At 41.4% G+C, this 18,697-nt stretch carries 17 protein-coding genes; 5 read left to right on the top strand and 12 right to left on the bottom strand.

Annotated elements, in window-relative coordinates:
- The 4 genes from OA91_RS22045 to OA91_RS22030 are packed head-to-tail and all read left to right on the top strand — an operon-like array spanning position 1 to position 3,439.
- Positions 1-1,125 (top strand): mandelate racemase/muconate lactonizing enzyme family protein, encoded by a 1,125-nt coding sequence (locus tag OA91_RS22045; RefSeq protein WP_063339860.1) that lies wholly within the window; start codon positions 1-3, stop codon positions 1,123-1,125.
- A 9-nt stretch (positions 1,126-1,134) separates the two neighbouring features.
- Positions 1,135-2,274, top strand: a complete 1,140-nt coding sequence (locus OA91_RS22040) for a mandelate racemase/muconate lactonizing enzyme family protein (protein ID WP_063339859.1) — start codon at positions 1,135-1,137, stop codon at positions 2,272-2,274.
- Positions 2,259-2,918 carry a GntR family transcriptional regulator gene (locus tag OA91_RS22035; RefSeq protein WP_063339858.1) on the top strand — a complete coding sequence of 220 codons (660 nt, stop codon included), beginning with the start codon at positions 2,259-2,261 and terminating at the stop codon, positions 2,916-2,918. Before OA91_RS22040 ends, OA91_RS22035 begins: the two co-directional genes overlap by 16 nt.
- A 56-nt stretch (positions 2,919-2,974) precedes the next feature.
- On the top strand, positions 2,975-3,439 hold the full coding sequence (locus OA91_RS22030; protein ID WP_063339857.1) for a YiiD C-terminal domain-containing protein: 465 nt from the start codon (positions 2,975-2,977) through the stop codon (positions 3,437-3,439).
- Between the two features lie 213 nt (positions 3,440-3,652).
- On the opposite strand, the gene OA91_RS22025 is transcribed toward OA91_RS22030, so the two are convergent.
- The 4 genes from OA91_RS22025 to OA91_RS22010 all read right to left on the bottom strand — a co-directional run bounded on the left by OA91_RS22025 (position 3,653) and on the right by OA91_RS22010 (position 10,544).
- Positions 3,653-4,156, bottom strand: a complete 504-nt coding sequence (locus OA91_RS22025; protein ID WP_063339856.1) for a hypothetical protein — start codon at positions 4,154-4,156, stop codon at positions 3,653-3,655.
- Between the two features lie 214 nt (positions 4,157-4,370).
- Complete coding sequence (gene dsr1 / locus OA91_RS22020; protein WP_063339855.1) at positions 4,371-8,108, bottom strand: anti-phage defense-associated sirtuin Dsr1; 3,738 nt, start codon at positions 8,106-8,108, stop codon at positions 4,371-4,373.
- Positions 8,109-8,288: 180 nt separating this feature from the next.
- Complete coding sequence (gene ssb / locus OA91_RS22015) at positions 8,289-9,065, bottom strand: single-stranded DNA-binding protein (protein ID WP_046019609.1); 777 nt, start codon at positions 9,063-9,065, stop codon at positions 8,289-8,291.
- Between the two features lie 120 nt (positions 9,066-9,185).
- A complete protein-coding gene (locus OA91_RS22010) occupies positions 9,186-10,544 on the bottom strand; it encodes an MFS transporter (protein ID WP_063339854.1) in 1,359 nt (452 codons plus the stop codon).
- Positions 10,545-10,769: 225 nt separating this feature from the next.
- Between OA91_RS22010 and uvrA the strand changes: the two genes are divergently transcribed.
- Complete coding sequence (gene uvrA / locus OA91_RS22005; protein WP_063339853.1) at positions 10,770-13,598, top strand: excinuclease ABC subunit UvrA; 2,829 nt, start codon at positions 10,770-10,772, stop codon at positions 13,596-13,598.
- A 156-nt stretch (positions 13,599-13,754) separates the two neighbouring features.
- Here the strand turns inward: uvrA and rplQ are convergent, their stop codons facing one another.
- From rplQ to rplO, 8 genes are all read right to left on the bottom strand, one after another.
- Entirely contained in the window at positions 13,755-14,144 is a 390-nt protein-coding gene (gene rplQ / locus OA91_RS22000; protein WP_009836287.1) for a 50S ribosomal protein L17, read from the bottom strand.
- A 42-nt stretch (positions 14,145-14,186) separates the two neighbouring features.
- Positions 14,187-15,191, bottom strand: a complete 1,005-nt coding sequence (locus tag OA91_RS21995; protein ID WP_009836288.1) for a DNA-directed RNA polymerase subunit alpha — start codon at positions 15,189-15,191, stop codon at positions 14,187-14,189.
- 34 nt (positions 15,192-15,225) lie between these two features.
- Positions 15,226-15,846 (bottom strand): 30S ribosomal protein S4, encoded by a 621-nt coding sequence (gene rpsD, locus OA91_RS21990; protein WP_009836289.1) that lies wholly within the window; start codon positions 15,844-15,846, stop codon positions 15,226-15,228.
- A 16-nt stretch (positions 15,847-15,862) separates the two neighbouring features.
- On the bottom strand, positions 15,863-16,255 hold the full coding sequence (gene rpsK, locus OA91_RS21985; RefSeq protein ID WP_009836290.1) for a 30S ribosomal protein S11: 393 nt from the start codon (positions 16,253-16,255) through the stop codon (positions 15,863-15,865).
- Positions 16,256-16,318: 63 nt separating this feature from the next.
- The gene (rpsM, locus tag OA91_RS21980) at positions 16,319-16,675 is read right to left on the bottom strand and encodes a 30S ribosomal protein S13 (RefSeq protein WP_009836291.1); all 357 of its coding nucleotides are present in this window, start codon (positions 16,673-16,675) and stop codon (positions 16,319-16,321) included.
- Positions 16,676-16,797: 122 nt separating this feature from the next.
- Positions 16,798-16,911: a 50S ribosomal protein L36 gene (gene rpmJ, locus OA91_RS24135; protein ID WP_055462823.1), complete on the bottom strand. Its 114-nt coding sequence runs from the start codon at positions 16,909-16,911 to the stop codon at positions 16,798-16,800.
- 19 nt (positions 16,912-16,930) lie between these two features.
- Positions 16,931-18,262 carry a preprotein translocase subunit SecY gene (gene secY, locus OA91_RS21975; RefSeq protein WP_046019612.1) on the bottom strand — a complete coding sequence of 444 codons (1,332 nt, stop codon included), beginning with the start codon at positions 18,260-18,262 and terminating at the stop codon, positions 16,931-16,933.
- Complete coding sequence (gene rplO, locus OA91_RS21970; RefSeq protein ID WP_046019613.1) at positions 18,263-18,697, bottom strand: 50S ribosomal protein L15; 435 nt, start codon at positions 18,695-18,697, stop codon at positions 18,263-18,265.

Raw genomic sequence — 18,697 nt, 5'->3', positions numbered from 1 at the left:
ATGTCTGCGCCTATTGTGAAAAAAATTGAGCTTTTCGCGATAGGCCCAAATGGAAAGAAGATCAGTTGGTCTTCTTTTCTAGGGCCTATGAGTGAAGCAATGATAGTAACTCGTCTTACTTTTGATAATGGTCTAGAAGGTATTGCTGGCCTTACGACTTACACTGAGCATGAGTTCGACCAAACCGCATTTCATAGTGCGTCCTTGATGTCACCTTTTATTCTGGGCCGTCATCTAGATGAAATTCCTGAAATCCATCAAGATATGCAAGCTAAGTATGTACCACTCAAGCATATTTCCAGCTCCTTATTTGATATTGCATTACATGATGCAAAAGCCAAATCATTAGGTTTGCCTATCTATAAGATGCTAGGAGCAGAACAAGAAAAAGTCCGTGCTTATGCGTCTAGCCCTGTATTCAGCACCATAGAGGCATACCTAGATTATTGCCACGAGATGCTAGCACAAGGCTTTAACGCCATTAAAATTCATCCCCCTTGTGTTTATCAAACCGATAGAGAGCTAGTTGAAGCGCTACAAGCTGAGTTTGGCAGTAAAAACATTGGTTGGAGCCTTGATGTTGACGCCAATTACAGCCTAGAAGAAGCCATTAAAATGGGGCAACTACTTGATGAATACGAGTGGGAATTCTTCGAAGAGCCCCTGCCTGATTCAGACTTCACTGGCTATCAGGTATTGGTTTCACGTCTTAATTTAGATGTTATCAGCGGCGGTAATAGCCTCCCTCACCCTTCACTTATTGAGTATGGTTTGAAAGAAGGTTGCTGGGATAGAAGCCGTTTTGATGTTACTAGTATTGGCGGCTTTACTAATGCCAATAAAGTGATGCAATTTACCAAAGAGCTAAACCGAATAGCGGAAGTGCAGTCATGGGGTTATACCCTAACTCAAGCGGCTAACCTTCATATTATGCTAGCCCACAATAACTGCCATTATTTTGAACAAGCTGCCCCTTATGAGAAATATGAGTTTGGTGCTAAACAAGTATTTAGACCTGATACAGATGGTTATATCCAAGCCCCAACTAAAGCAGGGTTAGGAGTAGAGTTAGATTGGGAGCAGATCGAGCCTTTCATTTATCAACGCAAAGAGTTCAATCTTTAGGTTAAGTTCATGCTAAATCGTATCGAGAAAATTGACGTTTATTGCTTACAAGACCCTCAAGCGGACTTTGTTCGTTTTGAGGGTAGCTACCAAAATGTTGTGGTTGTTGTTACAGCAGACAATGGCATGTATGGCATAGGTGAAAGCGACTCGCCTCCGCAAATAATTAAAGCTCTCATTGAAGCGCCAAGCTATAACCATCTATCTCAAGGTCTTGCCGCTTTGTTAATAGGCGAAGCCCTAGATGACCCAAAACGTCTTTGGCAAAAAATGTATCAAGGTAGTTATTGGCATGGACGTAATGGCGCTGTTATTCACGCTATTAGTGCGCTTGATATTGCTATTTGGGACCTATTTTCACGCCTCAATAAAGTCCCATTACATCATTACTTTGGTGAACGTAAGCATAAAAGATTACCTGCCTATGCCACCATTTACCCTTTAGCGGATACCGAAGACGGCATCAAAGCTCAAATCATGCCCTTGTTAGAAAAAGGTATGAAGCGAATTAAAATTTGTGTTGAGCCTTGGTGGAGCAACTTTGATAAAACGCGATCCAACCTTAATTATCTGAGACACCTAGTTGGTCGAGATATAGAATTAATGCTAGATGTGGCACTAGAATTCAATTCGTTAGCACAATTAAAACCCTTCCTTAGTACCTTAGAGGCATTAGATTTTAAATGGATAGAAGCGCCATTTAACTTAGAAAACCTTGAAGATCACATTGCCTTAAAGCAGCTAACTCATATTCCGATAGGCGTCGGTGACCTTGGCATGACAACCTGCAAAGAGTTTCTACCCTATTTAGAAAAACAGTCATTTGATATCGCTCAACCGGATATCACCCTATTCGGAGGAGTCAGCGAAGTCATCAAGCTAAGAGGTTTAATGAATAAACAGAACAAACGTATCGTGCCTCATGCCTATAACACAGACATCACAATTGCAGTAAACAGCCACTTTTTATCAACCCAGAACAAACAAGAGCCTCTTGAATATTCCACCAGCCCATCTCTGTTGCGCCAACACCTAATCAAAAATCCTTATAGCATTGATCAGGATGGCATGGTTACAATAGATAAAGAACAAGATGGCCTTGGCATTAAGCTAAACTGGGATATTATTCAATCATGCACAACCCGTTAGAGAAAAGAACGAAAGCAGAAGTTGCAGCAGAGAAGTTAGAAGAAGCAATTGTCGATTGCCTCATTGAACCGGGCTCTGTTATGACAGAAACCGAAATCAGTGAGTTTCTCAACTTAGGTCGTACACCGGTACGAGAAGCCTTGATGAAGCTGGCCAATGAAAACCTAGTCCGCTTATCCCGTGCTGGCGTTGTCATTCCTGAGCTTAATCCTATGACTATGCTCAAACTGCTGGAGCCAAGATCTCTAATTGAAAGTCTATGTATTGATAAAGCCATTGATAGAATGAACGAAGCTGACAAGAGGGAAGTGGAAAAAGTCATCATGACCCTCACCCAGCTCGATGCTGAAGACAGAAATGGTTTTATGGATGTCTTACGCCAAATGCACCATATCTTGGCTCAATCTTCTAAAAATGAATTTATTCTTGCCTCGATCAAAACCACCCAAGCGCTCTCACGACGCTTTTGGTGCTACTACGCCACAGCGAAGGACCAAGCCTACTGTACAGACCTTTATATCAGACAGATGAACGCCCTACTTCTCTCGGATAAAGACACGGCCTTGAATGCATCGGCAGAATTAATTAGCTACCTGCAGGACTTTACTAAAGCTCAGTTAGAAGCCTTCAAGTCCACCAATTAATTGATAGCACTTAGCCTACAAACTCAATTTCACCAAGATAATTCACGGAGACGAATATGACCCAGCAGCAAACCGCCGACGAGTTTCTTATTTGGCTAAAAGGACAAATTCCGCTGATTAATCATATGGGCTTTGGTGATCTTGTTTATGATGGTCAGTCACTGCAAATGCCAGCGGCATTAACACCTAATGTGAATGATAAAGGTACGGGCTTTGGTGGTTCTCTTTCTACGGTTGCAACCTTATGTGGTTGGGCGCTGGTTACTCTCTACCTACGTGAACAAGGTCGAGATTGTGATGTTATGATCCGAGATAGCCAGATCAACTATCTCGCCCCTATCACAGATGATTTTTATGCCGAGACTTGCCTTCCGGATGAAACAGACTTAACCACATTTATGTCTTTCCTCGACAACAAAGGTCGTGGTCGCCTCAACCTAGAAATCGAGGTCAAACAAGGTGATCAGGTCGCTATGACACTGAAAGGGGCTTATGTGGCGGTGGAGAGAAAGCCTGATTAGCTTAGCTTGCTCTTAATTCCTCATTAGTAATAAAAAAAACAATACCCTGTCGGATATTGGTTCAATACCTACAGGACTTTGACAAAGCAAAGTTGAAAGTATTTAACGGTCAATATTCAAGCATCATTGAAGATATTAATAACTGGTTTTATTATGACAAATGAACAATCACAGTTATCAAGTTTCACTCAGGTAAAAAAGTAAATGAGAAGTTTAAATTAACTTGTTTACTCTAAAGTCCTTACATCCTTGATACCCATCAGGATTCCAAACACTCCCATTAATTTTATTCGAAGTTACCTTCCCTATAAAGCCAATTGTTGTATACGAACTCTTAGGTTTTACAATAAAATCATCTGGTCCTAAAGGTTTTAAATCAACATTACCACTTCTTGGAAAATATTTACCTGAAACTTCAAAACTTCCGTGTCTAAGTGTGGCTCCATCAAATCGATCCTTTTCAGAAAATGCCGCTTCCATCGTTAAATTAAATTCGCCATTTTTCTCTACCACTTCTTTTGTATACAATTCAAGGTGAATCCTTTCTGAGCCGATACACTTGTAACTTCCAACCCACTTATCATCTTCAGTAAAAACAGAATCATTACCTGAAGCCCAAAAGTAAAATTCATTTGTATAATCTAACAAAGTTATCACTGCAGTAATAAGTCCTAAAAAGAAAGCTATATTTTTAACTTTACTCTTCAAAAAGATCATATTCCATTAACCCTTTCTTACTTTTAAATTCATTCACTAAGATTTATGCGTTATTTTTTCTAATTATAGAGGAGCTATAAAAACGGAGAGACGATAACTCCAAAACAAAATCACATTTCTCTTTTTTGGAAATCACTCTAACATAAGAGATCTCAGACAATTTATCTGAGATCTCTTAAAATATCAATCCAGATCTACTTTAAGAGATAATACCCTAGCATCCAAAGCGTCTGTTAAACTCTATTAACTTTTTAAACTGAGATTTATTACAAAACCCATTAGACTTCCCTAATACCTCTAAAGCTTCTGTTAGAGAATAAGGAGCTCTATTGCTATTTTGATCAACAATAAGATCTAATAACTCGAGGGTTTCTATTGGAAATTTTTCCGATGTTTTCGACTGGGCCATTAAGCTAATAACATAATCCGGCTGTTTAACTTTTCCAATATAATCTTTCAACAGCAAAAAGGCATTTGGAAACTCATCGCCAGAATCTAAACAAAATCTTATCAATGAGTCTGAGATCTTAGGTGTCAGCTTATCTTTCGATTTTGGCCAAGCACTTTTCCATAGAGGGAGTACTCTATTCTTCCAAAGCTCTTCTTTTCTTTCTGAAGCACTAAGAATTTGATTTAGAATATTTGCAGCATTTTCTAAGGACTTAAGCGATAGTTTATTAAATACAAGATGAACTTCTTTATCGTTTAAAATCGCATTTTTCTCTAAAGAAATATGAATTAAAAATTCTATATACCTCCTTTCACCACCTTCTAAAAAAGGGAGCCTCATTGCTGTATCAATAAATGAATCTTTCAACTCTTCCATTAGCGGGAGGTATATTCTCGCTCCCCATAAAAAGCCGTTCCAAACTATACTAGCCACCCTCTCATTCTTGTCCCAGTCAAATAAAGGGACTAAATTATCTTTCGTCCAAATTGGGTCAACACGATACAAAGCCATAGCCCGAGACGCTACAATTACCTTTCCCTGATCAAAAGCATTGGTTTTATCAATACAAATAAGATGGAAAATTTGAGAAAAGTTTCCATCGATTTTTGTATTATCCTGCAACCCAGTAGTAAACCAGTAATTAAATAATGCTTCTGTTGATATGCCAACAGGATGATTAATAGCAGAAGAAACAGTTGCAACATTTCCTGTATTCTCACTTTCAGGGTAAATCGTTAATACTCGCTCTACTAAAAGAAGAAATTTTTCAGCATGTAATGTTACATTTTTAGATACAGCTTGAAGCCACCGGCCAATACCATGAATACATGTTACAAACTGGTCATCAGAGAATGTGACTATAATTGGAGCAGCTAATATCCACGAATCAGCTATTGTTTTATCGCTACACCAAGCTGAAAACGCAACATTCCATCGATGTTCAGGAAATTTTTTTCCATTAAATAAATCATAAAGAGAGTTGAAGGCTAAACTCATATCTTCTATGCAAACATCTCTCCAATTATCTCCATGTTCGAACGAATAATTAGACTTACTCTCCATCAGCCATTCCATTAAATCTAACTTCTTTGTTGGTGCCAATTCGTATGTTCGCTTATCCTCATAATCAGGATCACCCGAACCACTCATCCAATGGGAAAACTCATCTTTTTGATATTTATTATCAAGCTCCCATTTTGGATTATTAGATGATAACTCTTTGAAGTATGCTTCTGTGTTGTCTGAAAGATTTACTCCACCACTATCAAGCTTAGCTAAATGTAACCATATGGTATGTTCATTCATTTCTTGAAATTGGCTTACTTCCAAATCTTCTCGGAACATCCGACGAGGGAGACCTGATAGAATAGCCTCCTCTAAACAGGATTGACTGTGTTGATCTAAATTTTCACCTTGAAGCACCAGTAGCCTCATAGTTTCACGCTGAGTTTGTGTATCCCACAACCACCAAGCATCATTTTGACATAGCCAATCACACCATTGTTTTGGAGCAATAACCTGATCATAACTTGCAGCAAATAAAGCAAGCCTTTTAAAAACAGGGTAAGGTTTTTGAAACCATAGAATAGCTTTTTCCCTAGCTAATAAAATATTTTTAGACAAAACCTCTAACCAAGAGTCCCTCAACAGCTCGATTAAAATTATCCAGTCATGATAACCTCGATTTTGCATATGATGAGAAATTGATGGCAAGTCCCAGTGGGAATTATCTATGAGGTTATCAGCCTCCCCCATCTCTTGGGCCAAATCTAATGCGTCAACAAGCAGCACTTGAAAATCATCAAAGAGTTCTGCTAAATTTTCAGGCCCTATTAATGAGGTTATTTTCTCTATATCGTGTTTTAAATTATATGTTAGCTTTAATTCCCAATCATAACGTCGTGTACTCAAGCTATATGGCTTCTTAATGGATATTTTTGGAGCTAATAACTCTCTCAGCTCTAGCTTTAAGAGCGTATTAAAGCCATGTTGCTTTACTCGGCCTACCCAGTTATACAATCGAGAATCATTTGATGCTGTATGGATTCTGCCTGCTAGTAGCATTTTCCAAAGAGACAACATTTCATCATCAGGGATAGCGTTCGGTGAATTCTCTTGTAAAATCAGCTTTTCATTATCATCAAGCTTGTTTAACGCAGACAGTTTTCTTTCAAGGGTACTTTTAAAACTACTAGTAAGCTCGCCTCTATATTTTATTAACCAATATACAAGTCTCGGGTCGTTTAGATGCCTTAAAAGCCAGTTGCAAATTTGAGACATTACACGGTCCCAATTACTGTTTTCATAATGCAAAGAACGAATAGAGTCGTATATACTTTCGCTAGGAAGAGAAGGCCTTTCAACTAAACTAAAACTTAAGTCTGAATTACCCTCTGTTAATGTAGAAATGCCAAGTCGAGGTAAATCTTTTTTTGAGTAGCGTCTCTCCGAAATTATCTCAAGCCAATCTATGTGAGGGCAGGGATTTAGCTCAGAGAATCGTTTAACAGGTAAGCCATTTGGCTCAGATAATGCCCAGATAACCCTTCCTGCAAAGTCATCATTTTGAGTACTCGCTGTAGGTGGGAACATTGCATACTTTGCTACAATACTTTCTTTACCTAGAGATCCTTCTGAGTATGTTTGAGCCCAACTATCTAAGGTGTCATGTAATTTTGAATGATCTTCGTAGAGAATCGGAATTACATTCTTAGCCTTCCACTCATTCGCTGCGACTTCCTCATTACCAGCTTTAAAATCAGCAAAAGCATAAGCATCTGGTAGATCTTCTCCTAGCATACGGTCTGCAGCTAGTGCATCCATCATATATCTAAGTACCGGATCATTAATGCTATATCCAACAAAACAAATAACATAACTTCGGAATAATTCAGAGACAAAGCGCGATGCCCAACGTTCTGTTAAATAAGCCAGCCCAAAGTCACCACTAGTGAAAACTAGGCGATTTAAATCTGAGTAGTTTTCTTTGTCTGGAATCAAACCATGTAAGTAGACCAATCCATCCCAACGACTTTTTTTAGGTATTGGCAGTAATGGTGCAACAAAAGAGTTTATATCAAGCTTCCGCTGCTTTATAACCTTCTCAAAAATCCTGTCAAAGTTTGTTGTAACTAAACGAGTCATTCCTTCATTGTCGCAAGAAAGCTTCAAAAGAGACTCATGGGTGCGTAAAGCATGCTTTTTTCTGAAGTTTGGTTTTAAGCTTTTTAATAACGCTTTTCTAACAGTCTGCCTTTCACCAACAACTCTTCTTTCAAGAAGATCAAGAGTGCTATCAAATTGCTCACGGTCATAAACATTTGATTCTATTTCATTCTTAGTTTCACCAACCTCAAGATATATTTTATCCACTAGACCCTTAAAGCCTGGTAAATCGGCAGGATAAGATATACCAGCTCCACAGAAGAAAATGACATTGCCATCTTCATGCGCCTGAAGGAGTTCATCAGGTATATTTGGTCCGTTTTTAACAAATTGCATAAGTCCCTGCCAATCAATTATCTAACTATTTCAATAACTTAAATCATACTATAAAAAACACTCTACATTGAATAATAGCGACCGTACTTTACGGGTAAGATTTCAGCTCTATTTACAGCCCAAAAAAAGCCCCGCTAATTTAGCGAGGCTTTCTGTATTTCAATCTAGACAATCTGTTCCTTAGAAAGGAATGTCATCATCAAAATCATCAAAGCTAGGTGCTGCAGGCTTAGGTGCTGGTGCCGCTGGGCGTTGTTGAGCCTGTTGCTGTGGCGCACGCTGTTGAGGCGCAGCTTGCTGTTGATTTTGCTGTGGAGCAGCTTGTTGTGGTTGCTGGCCCCAGCTACCAAAAGATTGCGGCTGAGCTTGTTGCTGCTGCGGCGCTTGCTGTTGGAAACCATTATTTTGAGGCTGTTGGTTTTGCTGCGGTGCTTGTTGTTGCGGTGCACGCTGTTGGAAACCATTATTTTGTTGAGGCGCTTGTTGCTGAGGTGCTTGCTGGAAGCCACCTTGGTTCCCCATATTGTTCATTGCTGGCGCTTGCTGCTGTTGACCACCAAAACCACCGTTTTGTGCATTGTTGTCAAAACCACCTTGGCCAGCTTGATCGCCACGACCATCTAGCAATTGCATTTCGTTAGCAATGATTTCTGTGGTGTAACGTTTAATGCCGTCTTTTTCCCACTCACGTGTACGAAGAGAACCTTCAACATACACTTTAGAACCTTTCTTGATGTAGTCACCGGCAATTTGACCTAGGCGGAAGTTACCACGGTCCATAAAAGAAACACGGTGCCACTCAGTACGCTCTTGCATTTGACCTGTTGTCTTGTCTCTCCAGCTTTCTGTTGTTGCTAGGCTGACATTTGCAACCGCGCCACCAGAAGGCATATAACGTACTTCTGCATCATTGCCCGCATTACCGATCAAGATGACTTTATTTATTCCACGTGCCATGACGTTCTCCAAGTTTTCCTATTCGTTTAGCGTTTTATGCACTTGCTGTTTGCAGCAAATGGACGCCAAATTCGTTTTTTCTAAATTCGTTTTAGGCCAAGGCCAAATATGTGCCCTAGTTTACACTGAAACAGTGGGTGCTAGCTGCAGTAATTTATCTTTATCTAAGAGTTTTTTATCCACCTTGAGATAAGCCGTTTTTTCGTCGCTAAAGATTTGCATGTCTTCTACTCCATCCACATCAGATAAGTCATTGGCAAGCTTATCTATTTGCGTAAGATCTAGATGCTGCAAGCTAAATGCAAGGCTGGTTAAATGACGCGTTGGTGCTTGTCTCGTTGCAAGGAAGGTCCAAATAAACATAATCACGGCCACGGCCACAAAAAGTGTTTGGCTAGAATAATTTTGTAGTATCCAACCGCCGCCAATGCCGCCAACAAAAGCACCTAAGAATTGGTGAGTTGAGAAAATGCCCATGGCTGTACCGCGAAAGCCCACAGGGGATACTTTACTAACCAAAGATGGCAAGGTGGCTTCTAAGGTATTAAAACCAACAAAATACAGCCAAAGGGTAATGGCGAACAAGCTAACAGAAGAGCTAAAGCCCATCAATAAGGTACCAAACGCCAACATTAGAATGGCATAGCTAACCACTTGCTTCATTTTACCTTTCGCTTCAGCCACTATCACCATAGGTAACATGCCAACAAAGGCAAGCCCCATTACTGCCAGATACAACCAGCTGTGATTTGCCAGCGCTAAATCAAACTTAGTTAGCAGCAAGCTAGGAATACTTACAAATAGCGCAGTTAAGCTGGCATGTAGTATAAAGATACTCATATTCATAAAGCGCAGTGGCTTATTAGCAAAGACTTGCGTGAGAGCTTGTAAGGAAGGCGTGGTATCTCGTTTAAAGGTATGTTGCTTCACATTAGGAACAGCGAACAGGATTAGCCCCATGCCGATTACTGAGAAAGCCAAAGACAAATAGAATAAACCTGCTAGCCCTATCATGGAAAATAGCCAAGGCCCCATTACCAGTGACAGCATAAAAGACACGCCAATACTGATGCCCACAGTCGCCATAGCCTTGGTACGATTTTGCTCTCGGGTGACATCACTTAGCAAAGCCATCAAGGTACTCGCTATCGCACCAGCGCCTTGAATTGCTCGACCAACAATCAAGCTTGTCATGCTATCGGCATTAGCACAGATTAAGCTACCTAAAGCAAAAATTGTCAGGCCAATCAAAATAATAGGTTTGCGCCCTATTTTGTCTGACATCATCCCCATAGGAATTTGTAACAAAGCTTGGGTTAGTCCATACACCCCAATCGCGGCACCTATTAGTGCAGCATTAGCGCCAGTTAAGTCGTCCGCAGCAATGCTGATAATAGGCATAATAAGAAATAAGCCCAGCATTCTAAACAGGTATACGCTGGCCAAAGCCAGGACAGATCGACGCTCAAGTGCATCCATAAATAGGGAGACCAAACAAAATTAATGACAAAGGTTGGCAATTTTACAAAAAATACCGTTGAAGCTCCATTTGAACTACTGTAAAAATAGACAGTAATTTAAGATGAGTAGTAGATTAGTTGATAATATTCACTCTTTTACGACCTGTGTGATGCGCAAGTACTGTTTTTAGCCTCACCCATCTCTCTAACATTCGCACTTTTGAGCATAATAGGCACAAGATTAATGGATACCATTACTATACGTGGGGCACGTACTCATAATCTAAAAAACATAGATTTAGATATTCCTCGAGACAAACTCGTTGTGATTACCGGCTTATCTGGTTCAGGTAAATCATCACTGGCATTTGATACATTATATGCTGAAGGACAGCGTCGCTATGTAGAGTCTTTATCAACTTATGCGAGGCAGTTTCTCTCCATGATGGAGAAACCCGATATTGATCATATTGAAGGTTTATCCCCAGCGATTTCTATTGAGCAAAAGTCTACTTCCCACAACCCTCGCTCGACAGTGGGAACCATTACTGAGATCTATGACTATCTTCGCCTATTATTTGCTCGTGCAGGCCAACCACGCTGTCCAGAACATGGTGAACCACTAGAAGCTCAGACTATCTCACAAATGGTAGATAAGGTTATCTCCTTACCTGAAGACAGTAAGATGATGCTACTCGCCCCTATCGTAAAAGATAGAAAAGGTGAGCACTTACATACTATCAGTGATCTATTATCAAAAGGCTTTATTCGTGCACGTATCGATGGCCTCGTAGTAGATCTAGATGACGCTCCTGCGTTAGAGAAGAATAAAAAGCATACAATTGAAGTCGTCATAGACAGATTTAAGGTTCGCCCAGACTTACAACTACGTTTAGCTGAATCTTTTGAGACTTGCTTAGCATTGTCAGATGGCATTGCGATGGCAGTGAACATGGATGATGAAAAAGATGTGCATATCTTTTCCAGCAAGTTTGCTTGTCCAGTTTGTGGATATAGTTTGACAGAGCTTGAGCCAAGACTCTTCTCCTTCAACAACCCAAATGGTGCTTGTGGTACTTGTGATGGCCTAGGCACGCATCAATTATTTGATCCTGAACTTATCATTGTTGATGACACACTTACTCTGGCGGAAGGCGCTATTCGCGGTTGGGGACGTAGAAGTATCTTTTATTTCCAACAATTAAACGCCTTAGCAGATCATTATGGTTTTGATATCGAACTGCCTTATAAAGATATTCCAGATAAATTCAAAAAACGCATTCTGGAAGGCTCAGGTAAAGAAGAGCTGTCATTCACGTACATTAATGACAGAGGCGACAAAATAAGTCGCTCGCATCCATTTGAAGGTGTCCTACCTAACCTAAAACGTCGTTATCACGAGACAGAATCAGATAGCGTACGCCAAGATCTAACTCAGTATATTAGCGTGCAACCTTGTCCTGACTGCAAAGGTTCTCGTCTAAATAAAGCGGCACGTAATGTCTTTATAGAAGAGCAAACCCTGCCAGAAATCACAGTCATGCCTGTGGCAGCTTGTTTAGAGTATTTTGAGAACCTGCAACTCGCTGGTGCGAAAGGTGAAATTGCTAGCAAAATACTAAAAGAAATTCGCGATAGATTAACCTTCTTGGTTAATGTTGGTTTGGATTATCTCACCCTTGATCGTAAAGCGGATTCCCTTTCAGGTGGTGAAGCACAAAGAATACGCTTAGCAAGCCAAATAGGCGCTGGCCTTGTTGGTGTCATGTATATCTTAGACGAACCTTCTATCGGCCTGCATCAAAGAGACAATGAAAGACTCATTGCTACCCTAACTCGCTTAAGAGACTTAGGGAATACAGTAATAGTAGTGGAACATGATGAAGATGCTATTCGTGTAGCTGACTTTGTCGTTGATATCGGCCCAGGGGCAGGTGTTCATGGCGGTCAAGTTATCGCTCATGGTACGCCGCAGGACATAATGAATAATAAGAATTCGATTACAGGTAAGTACCTAAATGGCACCTTAGGTATAGACCTACCTGCAACACGTATTCCTGCTAAAAATAACGAGTACTTGGAACTTTCTGATGCTACTGGTAACAATTTGAGAAATGTTAATCTCAAAATACCAGCAGGAGTAATGACCTGTGTAACAGGGGTGTCTGGTTCAGGTAAATCAACTCTTATTAACAGCACCTTATATCCATTAGCTGCAACAGCACTTAATGGTGCAACGACTCTTAAAGCCTCTCCTCATGGAGAAGTAAAAGGTTTAGACCTATTTGATAAGTGTGTAGACATAGACCAAAGCCCAATTGGTAGAACACCAAGGTCAAACCCTGCAACCTACACAGGTATCTTTACACCAATGCGAGAGCTATTCTCGGCGACACAAGAAGCAAGATCTCGTGGTTATAAACCAGGTCGCTTTAGTTTCAACGTAAAAGGCGGCCGTTGTGAGGCCTGCCAAGGTGACGGTGTAATTAAGGTAGAGATGCACTTCTTACCTGATGTGTATGTGCCTTGCGATGTCTGTAAAGGTAAACGTTATAATCGTGAAACCTTAGAGATTAAATATAAAGATAAGAACATACATGAATGTTTAGAAATGACTGTAGAGGATGCGAGAGGCTTCTTTGACGCTATCCCATCTATTGCTCGTAAACTTCAGACACTAATAGATGTTGGACTTGGCTATATTCGCCTAGGACAAGCAGCAACCACACTTTCTGGTGGCGAAGCGCAAAGGGTTAAGCTTTCTAAAGAACTTTCTAAACGAGATACAGGTAAAACCTTGTACATCTTAGATGAGCCAACAACAGGTTTACATTTTGAAGATATCAAACAGTTATTAAAAGTTCTGCATAGGTTGCGTGACCATGGTAATACCATAGTCGTGATCGAACATAACTTAGATGTTATTAAAACAGCTGACTGGATTATTGATCTCGGCCCAGAAGGAGGTAGTGGTGGTGGTTATATCATTGCCGAAGGCACACCAGAAACAGTTGCTATGGAAACAAAGTCCCATACCGCTAGATTCTTAAAACCTTTGTTGAAGATGGACTAAAGAATAGAAGTAACTAAAAGACCTCCTCCGGGAGGTTTTTTTATGCCTTTAAAACTCATAGATAATGAAGTTAAAGCCATAAGGTAAGCCTTAAACAAAATTTAAAGCAAAAAAAACCGGACTATAAAGTCCGGTTTTTCATGTTACATACTCGGCTTATTCAGCTGAGTCTGCCGCTTCGTCAGCAACTGGTCTGTCGACCAATTCAACGTAAGCCATTGGTGCATTGTCACCAGCGCGGAAACCACATTTTAGGATGCGGATGTATCCACCTGGACGAGCTTGGTAACGAGGACCAAGTTCGCCAAACAATTTACCTACAGCAGCTTTGTCACGTGTACGTGCAAAGGCTAAACGGCGGTTCGCAACGGAGTCAACTTTAGCCATTGTTATCAATGGTTCAGCAACTCGACGAAGTTCTTTGGCTTTCGGCAACGTAGTTTTAATAACTTCGTGCTCAAATAAAGAAGCAGCCATATTTTTGAACATCGCTTTACGATGCGAGCTAGTACGGTTTAAGTGACGACCACTCTTACGATGACGCATTTTAAATTCCTTACCGAACTACGGTGGTCAGGGAACAATGACCTAGCGAGCTAGTACCTTGCTATCGTCTTTCAAACTAGCCGGTGGCCAATTTTCCAAACGCATTCCCAAAGACAAACCACGCTGTGCTAAAACATCTTTAATTTCAGTCAACGACTTCTTACCTAGGTTAGGCGTCTTAAGAAGCTCAACCTCAGTACGTTGAATCAAATCACCGATGTAATAAATGTTCTCTGCTTTCAAACAGTTAGCACTGCGAACGGTCAACTCAAGATCATCAACCGGGCGTAGTAATATTGGATCAATCTCATCTTCTTCTTCTTCAACAACTTGCTCGCTTTCGCTCTCAAGAGCAACAAACACAGCGATCTGTTGTTGTAAGATAGTAGCCGCGCGACGGATTGCTTCTTCTGGATCGATAGTACCGTTAGACTCGATGTCAATGACAAGCTTGTCTAGGTCAGTACGTTGCTCTACACGAGCATTATCGACGCTGTAAGAAACACGACGCACAGGGCTGAATGAGGCATCCAGTTGCAAGCGACCGATAGGACGAGTCTCATCATCACTTGCAATACGAGCATCAGCAGGCTCATAACCACAACCACGAGCGACTTTGATCTGCATATTTAGTTCTGCAGTATCATCTAAGTGCGCAATTACGTGATCAGGATTCGAGATCTCAGCATCTGCAACAAGCTGAATATCGCCAGCTGTTACAACACCAGGTCCCTTTTTACTTAAAGTAAGAGTTGCTTCATCTTGCCCGTGTAGAGCGATCGCAACTCCTTTAAGGTTAAGAAGAATTTCAATTACATCTTCTTTAACCCCTTCAATGGCGCTGTATTCATGCAATACACCGTCGATTTCTACTTCAACAATTGCACAACCAGGCATTGAAGATAAAAGAATACGGCGTAGCGCATTACCTAAAGTATGTCCAAAACCACGTTCAAGCGGTTGAAGAGTAACTTTAGAGCGTGTTTTACCTGCTTCTTGTACTTCAATGTTGCGTGGGGTTAACAATTCGCTCACTGAACGCTGCATAGATCCACCTATATCTAATCCTAATAGCCAGAACTTACTTAGAGTAAAGTTCGACGATTAGGTTCTCATTAATTTCAGCTGATAAATCGCTGCGCTCTGGAGCCGCTTTGAATACAGCTTCCAGTTTAGTCGCATCAGTTTCTACCCAATGTGTAGAAGTGCGATTTTTAGATAGCTCAATTGCATTTTGAATACGCAATTGCTTCTTAGCTTTTTCACGAACAGAAACAACATCACCAGCTTTAACTTGGTAAGATGCAATGTTTACTGTTGCGCCGTTAACTTGAATGCCTTTGTGAGCAACAAGCTGACGAGATTCCGCACGTGTCGCACCGAAACCAGCGCGATATACTACGTTATCCAAGCGAGACTCAAGAAGTTGCAGAAGGTTTTCACCAGTTGCACCTTTACCACGAGCCGCATCTTTGTAGTAGTTACGGAATTGCTTTTCTAGTACGCCGTAGATACGACGAACTTTTTGTTTCTCACGTAATTGTAAGCCGTAATCAGAAAGACGACCGCGACGTGCACCGTGCACACCAGGAACTGTCTCTGCTTTACATTTCGACTCAAGAGCGCGTGAACCGCTCTTCAATTGCAAGTCGGTACCTTCACGACGAGACAACTTACAAGTTGGACCTATATAACGAGCCATGTATCTGTCTCCTCAGTTAAACGCGACGTTTTTTCGGTGGACGGCAACCATTGTGTGGAATTGGCGTCACATCCGTAATGTTATTGATACGCAGACCTAATGCATTTAATGCACGAACTGCGGACTCACGACCAGGACCAGGGCCCTTGATCATAACGTCAACGTTCTTAAGACCGAACTCTTGAGCAACAGCACCTGCGCGTTCAGCAGCAACCTGTGCAGCGAACGGAGTACTCTTACGTGAACCGCGAAAACCAGAACCACCGGCAGTCGCCCAAGACAAAGCATTGCCTTGACGATCGGTGATAGTCACGATTGTATTGTTAAAAGACGCATGTACATGAGCAACACCGTCGACAACCGTCTTTTTGACTTTTTTCTTGGTATTGCGCGTAGCTGGCTTAGCCATATTGCACTTTCCTATTTAATGCTCAGCTCTAATTACCTGTAACTAGAGCGAAACGCGTTAAGATTACTTACGAATTGGCTTACGAGGGCCTTTTCGTGTACGAGCGTTCGTTTTGGTACGTTGACCACGAACTGGTAAGCTGCGGCGATGACGAATTCCGCGGTGGCAACCCATATCCATCAAACGCTTGATAGACATGCTTAGCTCACGGCGAAGGTCACCTTCTACAGTATACTTAGCAACTTCGCCACGTAACTGGTCTAGCACTTCATCGCTTAGAGATCCGATTTTAGCAGACTCTGCGACACCTGTTGACGCGCAGATTGCGCGAGAACGTGTGCGACCAATTCCGAAGATGTAAGTCAGAGAAATGACCGCATGTTTATTGTCAGGAATATTGACACCGGCTATACGAGCCATTCAACTTTACTCCGTTGTTAGGATGATAATTCATCACTTGCTTTCATAAGGGCGGCTGATTATGCCTAACTCTAGGCGAAAAATCAACCACCTTCCCATCATCGAGCGAACCCGACTCTAAATTAACCTTGACGCTGTTTGTGACGAGGCTCAGAGCAGATCACTCGAACTGAACCGTTACGACGAACGATTTTACAGTTACGACAGATTTTCTTTACAGATGCACGTACTTTCATGTTCAACTCCAACCTATGCTTAGCGCATTAGGCCATTTGGACCATAACCAGTCAGATTAGACTTTTTCATTAATGACTCATATTGATGACTCATCAGATGACTTTGTATTTGTGTCATGAAGTCCATAACCACAACTACTACGATCAGTAACGATGTACCGCCAAAGTAGAAAGGCACGTTCCAGAACACAACAAAGAACTGAGGCATCAGGGACACTAGCGTGATGTACAAAGCACCAAACAGTGTTAATCGAGTCATTACCCCATCAATATATCGAGCGGTATGATCGCCTGGACGAATACCCGGCAAAAACGCACCGGATTTCTTTAAATTATCTGCCACATCTTTAGGGTTGAACACCAATGCTGTGTAAAAGAAGCAAAAGAATACAATTGCTATAGCAAACAACAGCACATATAGAGGTTGCCCAGGTGCTAGAGCCAACGACATACCTTGAAGCCATTCCATACCTTCACCTTGACCAAACCATTGGCCAATCGAAGCAGGAAACAACAAGATACTTGAAGCGAAGATTGGTGGGATTACACCCGCCATATTCACCTTCAATGGTAGATGACTCTTTTGTGCAGCAAACACTTTTTTGCCTTGCTGACGTTTTGCATAGTTAACTGTAATGCGACGCTGTCCACGCTCGATGAAAACAACGAATGCGATGGTCGCAATAGCTAAAATGCCAATCAACAATAAGGCAAGGATATTTATATCGCCTTGACGAGCCGATTCGAATGACATACCAAGAGCAGAAGGTAGCCCAGCCACGATACCTGCAAAGATAAGAATGGAAATACCATTACCAATACCTTTTTCAGTAACTTGTTCACCCAACCACATAAGGAAGACAGTACCAGCAACAAGAGTAATAACTGCAACAGCATAAAACTCTAAACCAGAACTGAATGATATCCCTTGACTGGCTAGGCCAACAGCCATACTGGCTGATTGGACTAACGCAAGAAGGACGGTGCCGTAACGGGTATACTGAGTAATCTTACGACGCCCAGCTTCACCTTCCTTCTTAAGCTGCTCTAGCTGCGGGCTAACTACCGTTAACAACTGCATAATAATAGAAGCAGAAATATAGGGCAGAATACCAAGAGCAAAGATACTCATTCGTTCCAATGCCCCACCTGAGAATACGTTAAATAGACTCAGGATTGTGCCTTCATTTTGATCAAATAGTGCTGACAAACGATCTGGGTTAATACCCGGAACCGGTATATGAGCACCTATTCTGTATACAATAATTGCTAAGAATACGAAACGGATACGCGACCAAAGTTCGCCTAAACCGTTTTGCATTCCAGCTGGTAGTGAACCACGCTTAGCCATCTATTCCTCGATTTTTCCGCCAGCTGCTTCGATAGCTGCACGAGCACCTTTAGTCACTTTAAGACCACGAACGGTAACAGCTTTGTCGATAGAACCAGACAAGATTACACGTGCAGTTTTAATTTGATGACCAATGATGTCAGCGCCTTTCAAAGAAGCTAAATCTACAACTTCAGCATTTACTGCTGCTAGTTCATTCAAACGAATTTCAGCAACAAATTTAGCTTGACGTGAAGTGAAGCCAAATTTCGGTAGACGTTTCTGTAAAGGCATTTGACCACCTTCGAAACCAGGACGTACTGAACCGCCAGAACGAGACTTAAGACCTTTATGGCCACGTCCGCCTGTTTTGCCCAAGCCGCTACCCATACCACGTCCGCGACGTTTGGCAGTAGGCTTGCTACCTTCGGCAGGTCGAATAGTATTCAAGAACAT

The sequence above is a fragment of the Marinomonas sp. SBI8L genome (assembly GCF_001624705.1).
Taxonomy (GTDB): Bacteria; Pseudomonadota; Gammaproteobacteria; order Pseudomonadales; family Marinomonadaceae; genus Marinomonas.
Note: the sequence above shows the minus strand (reverse complement) of the source record. Positions and strands in the feature narration are given on the sequence as shown.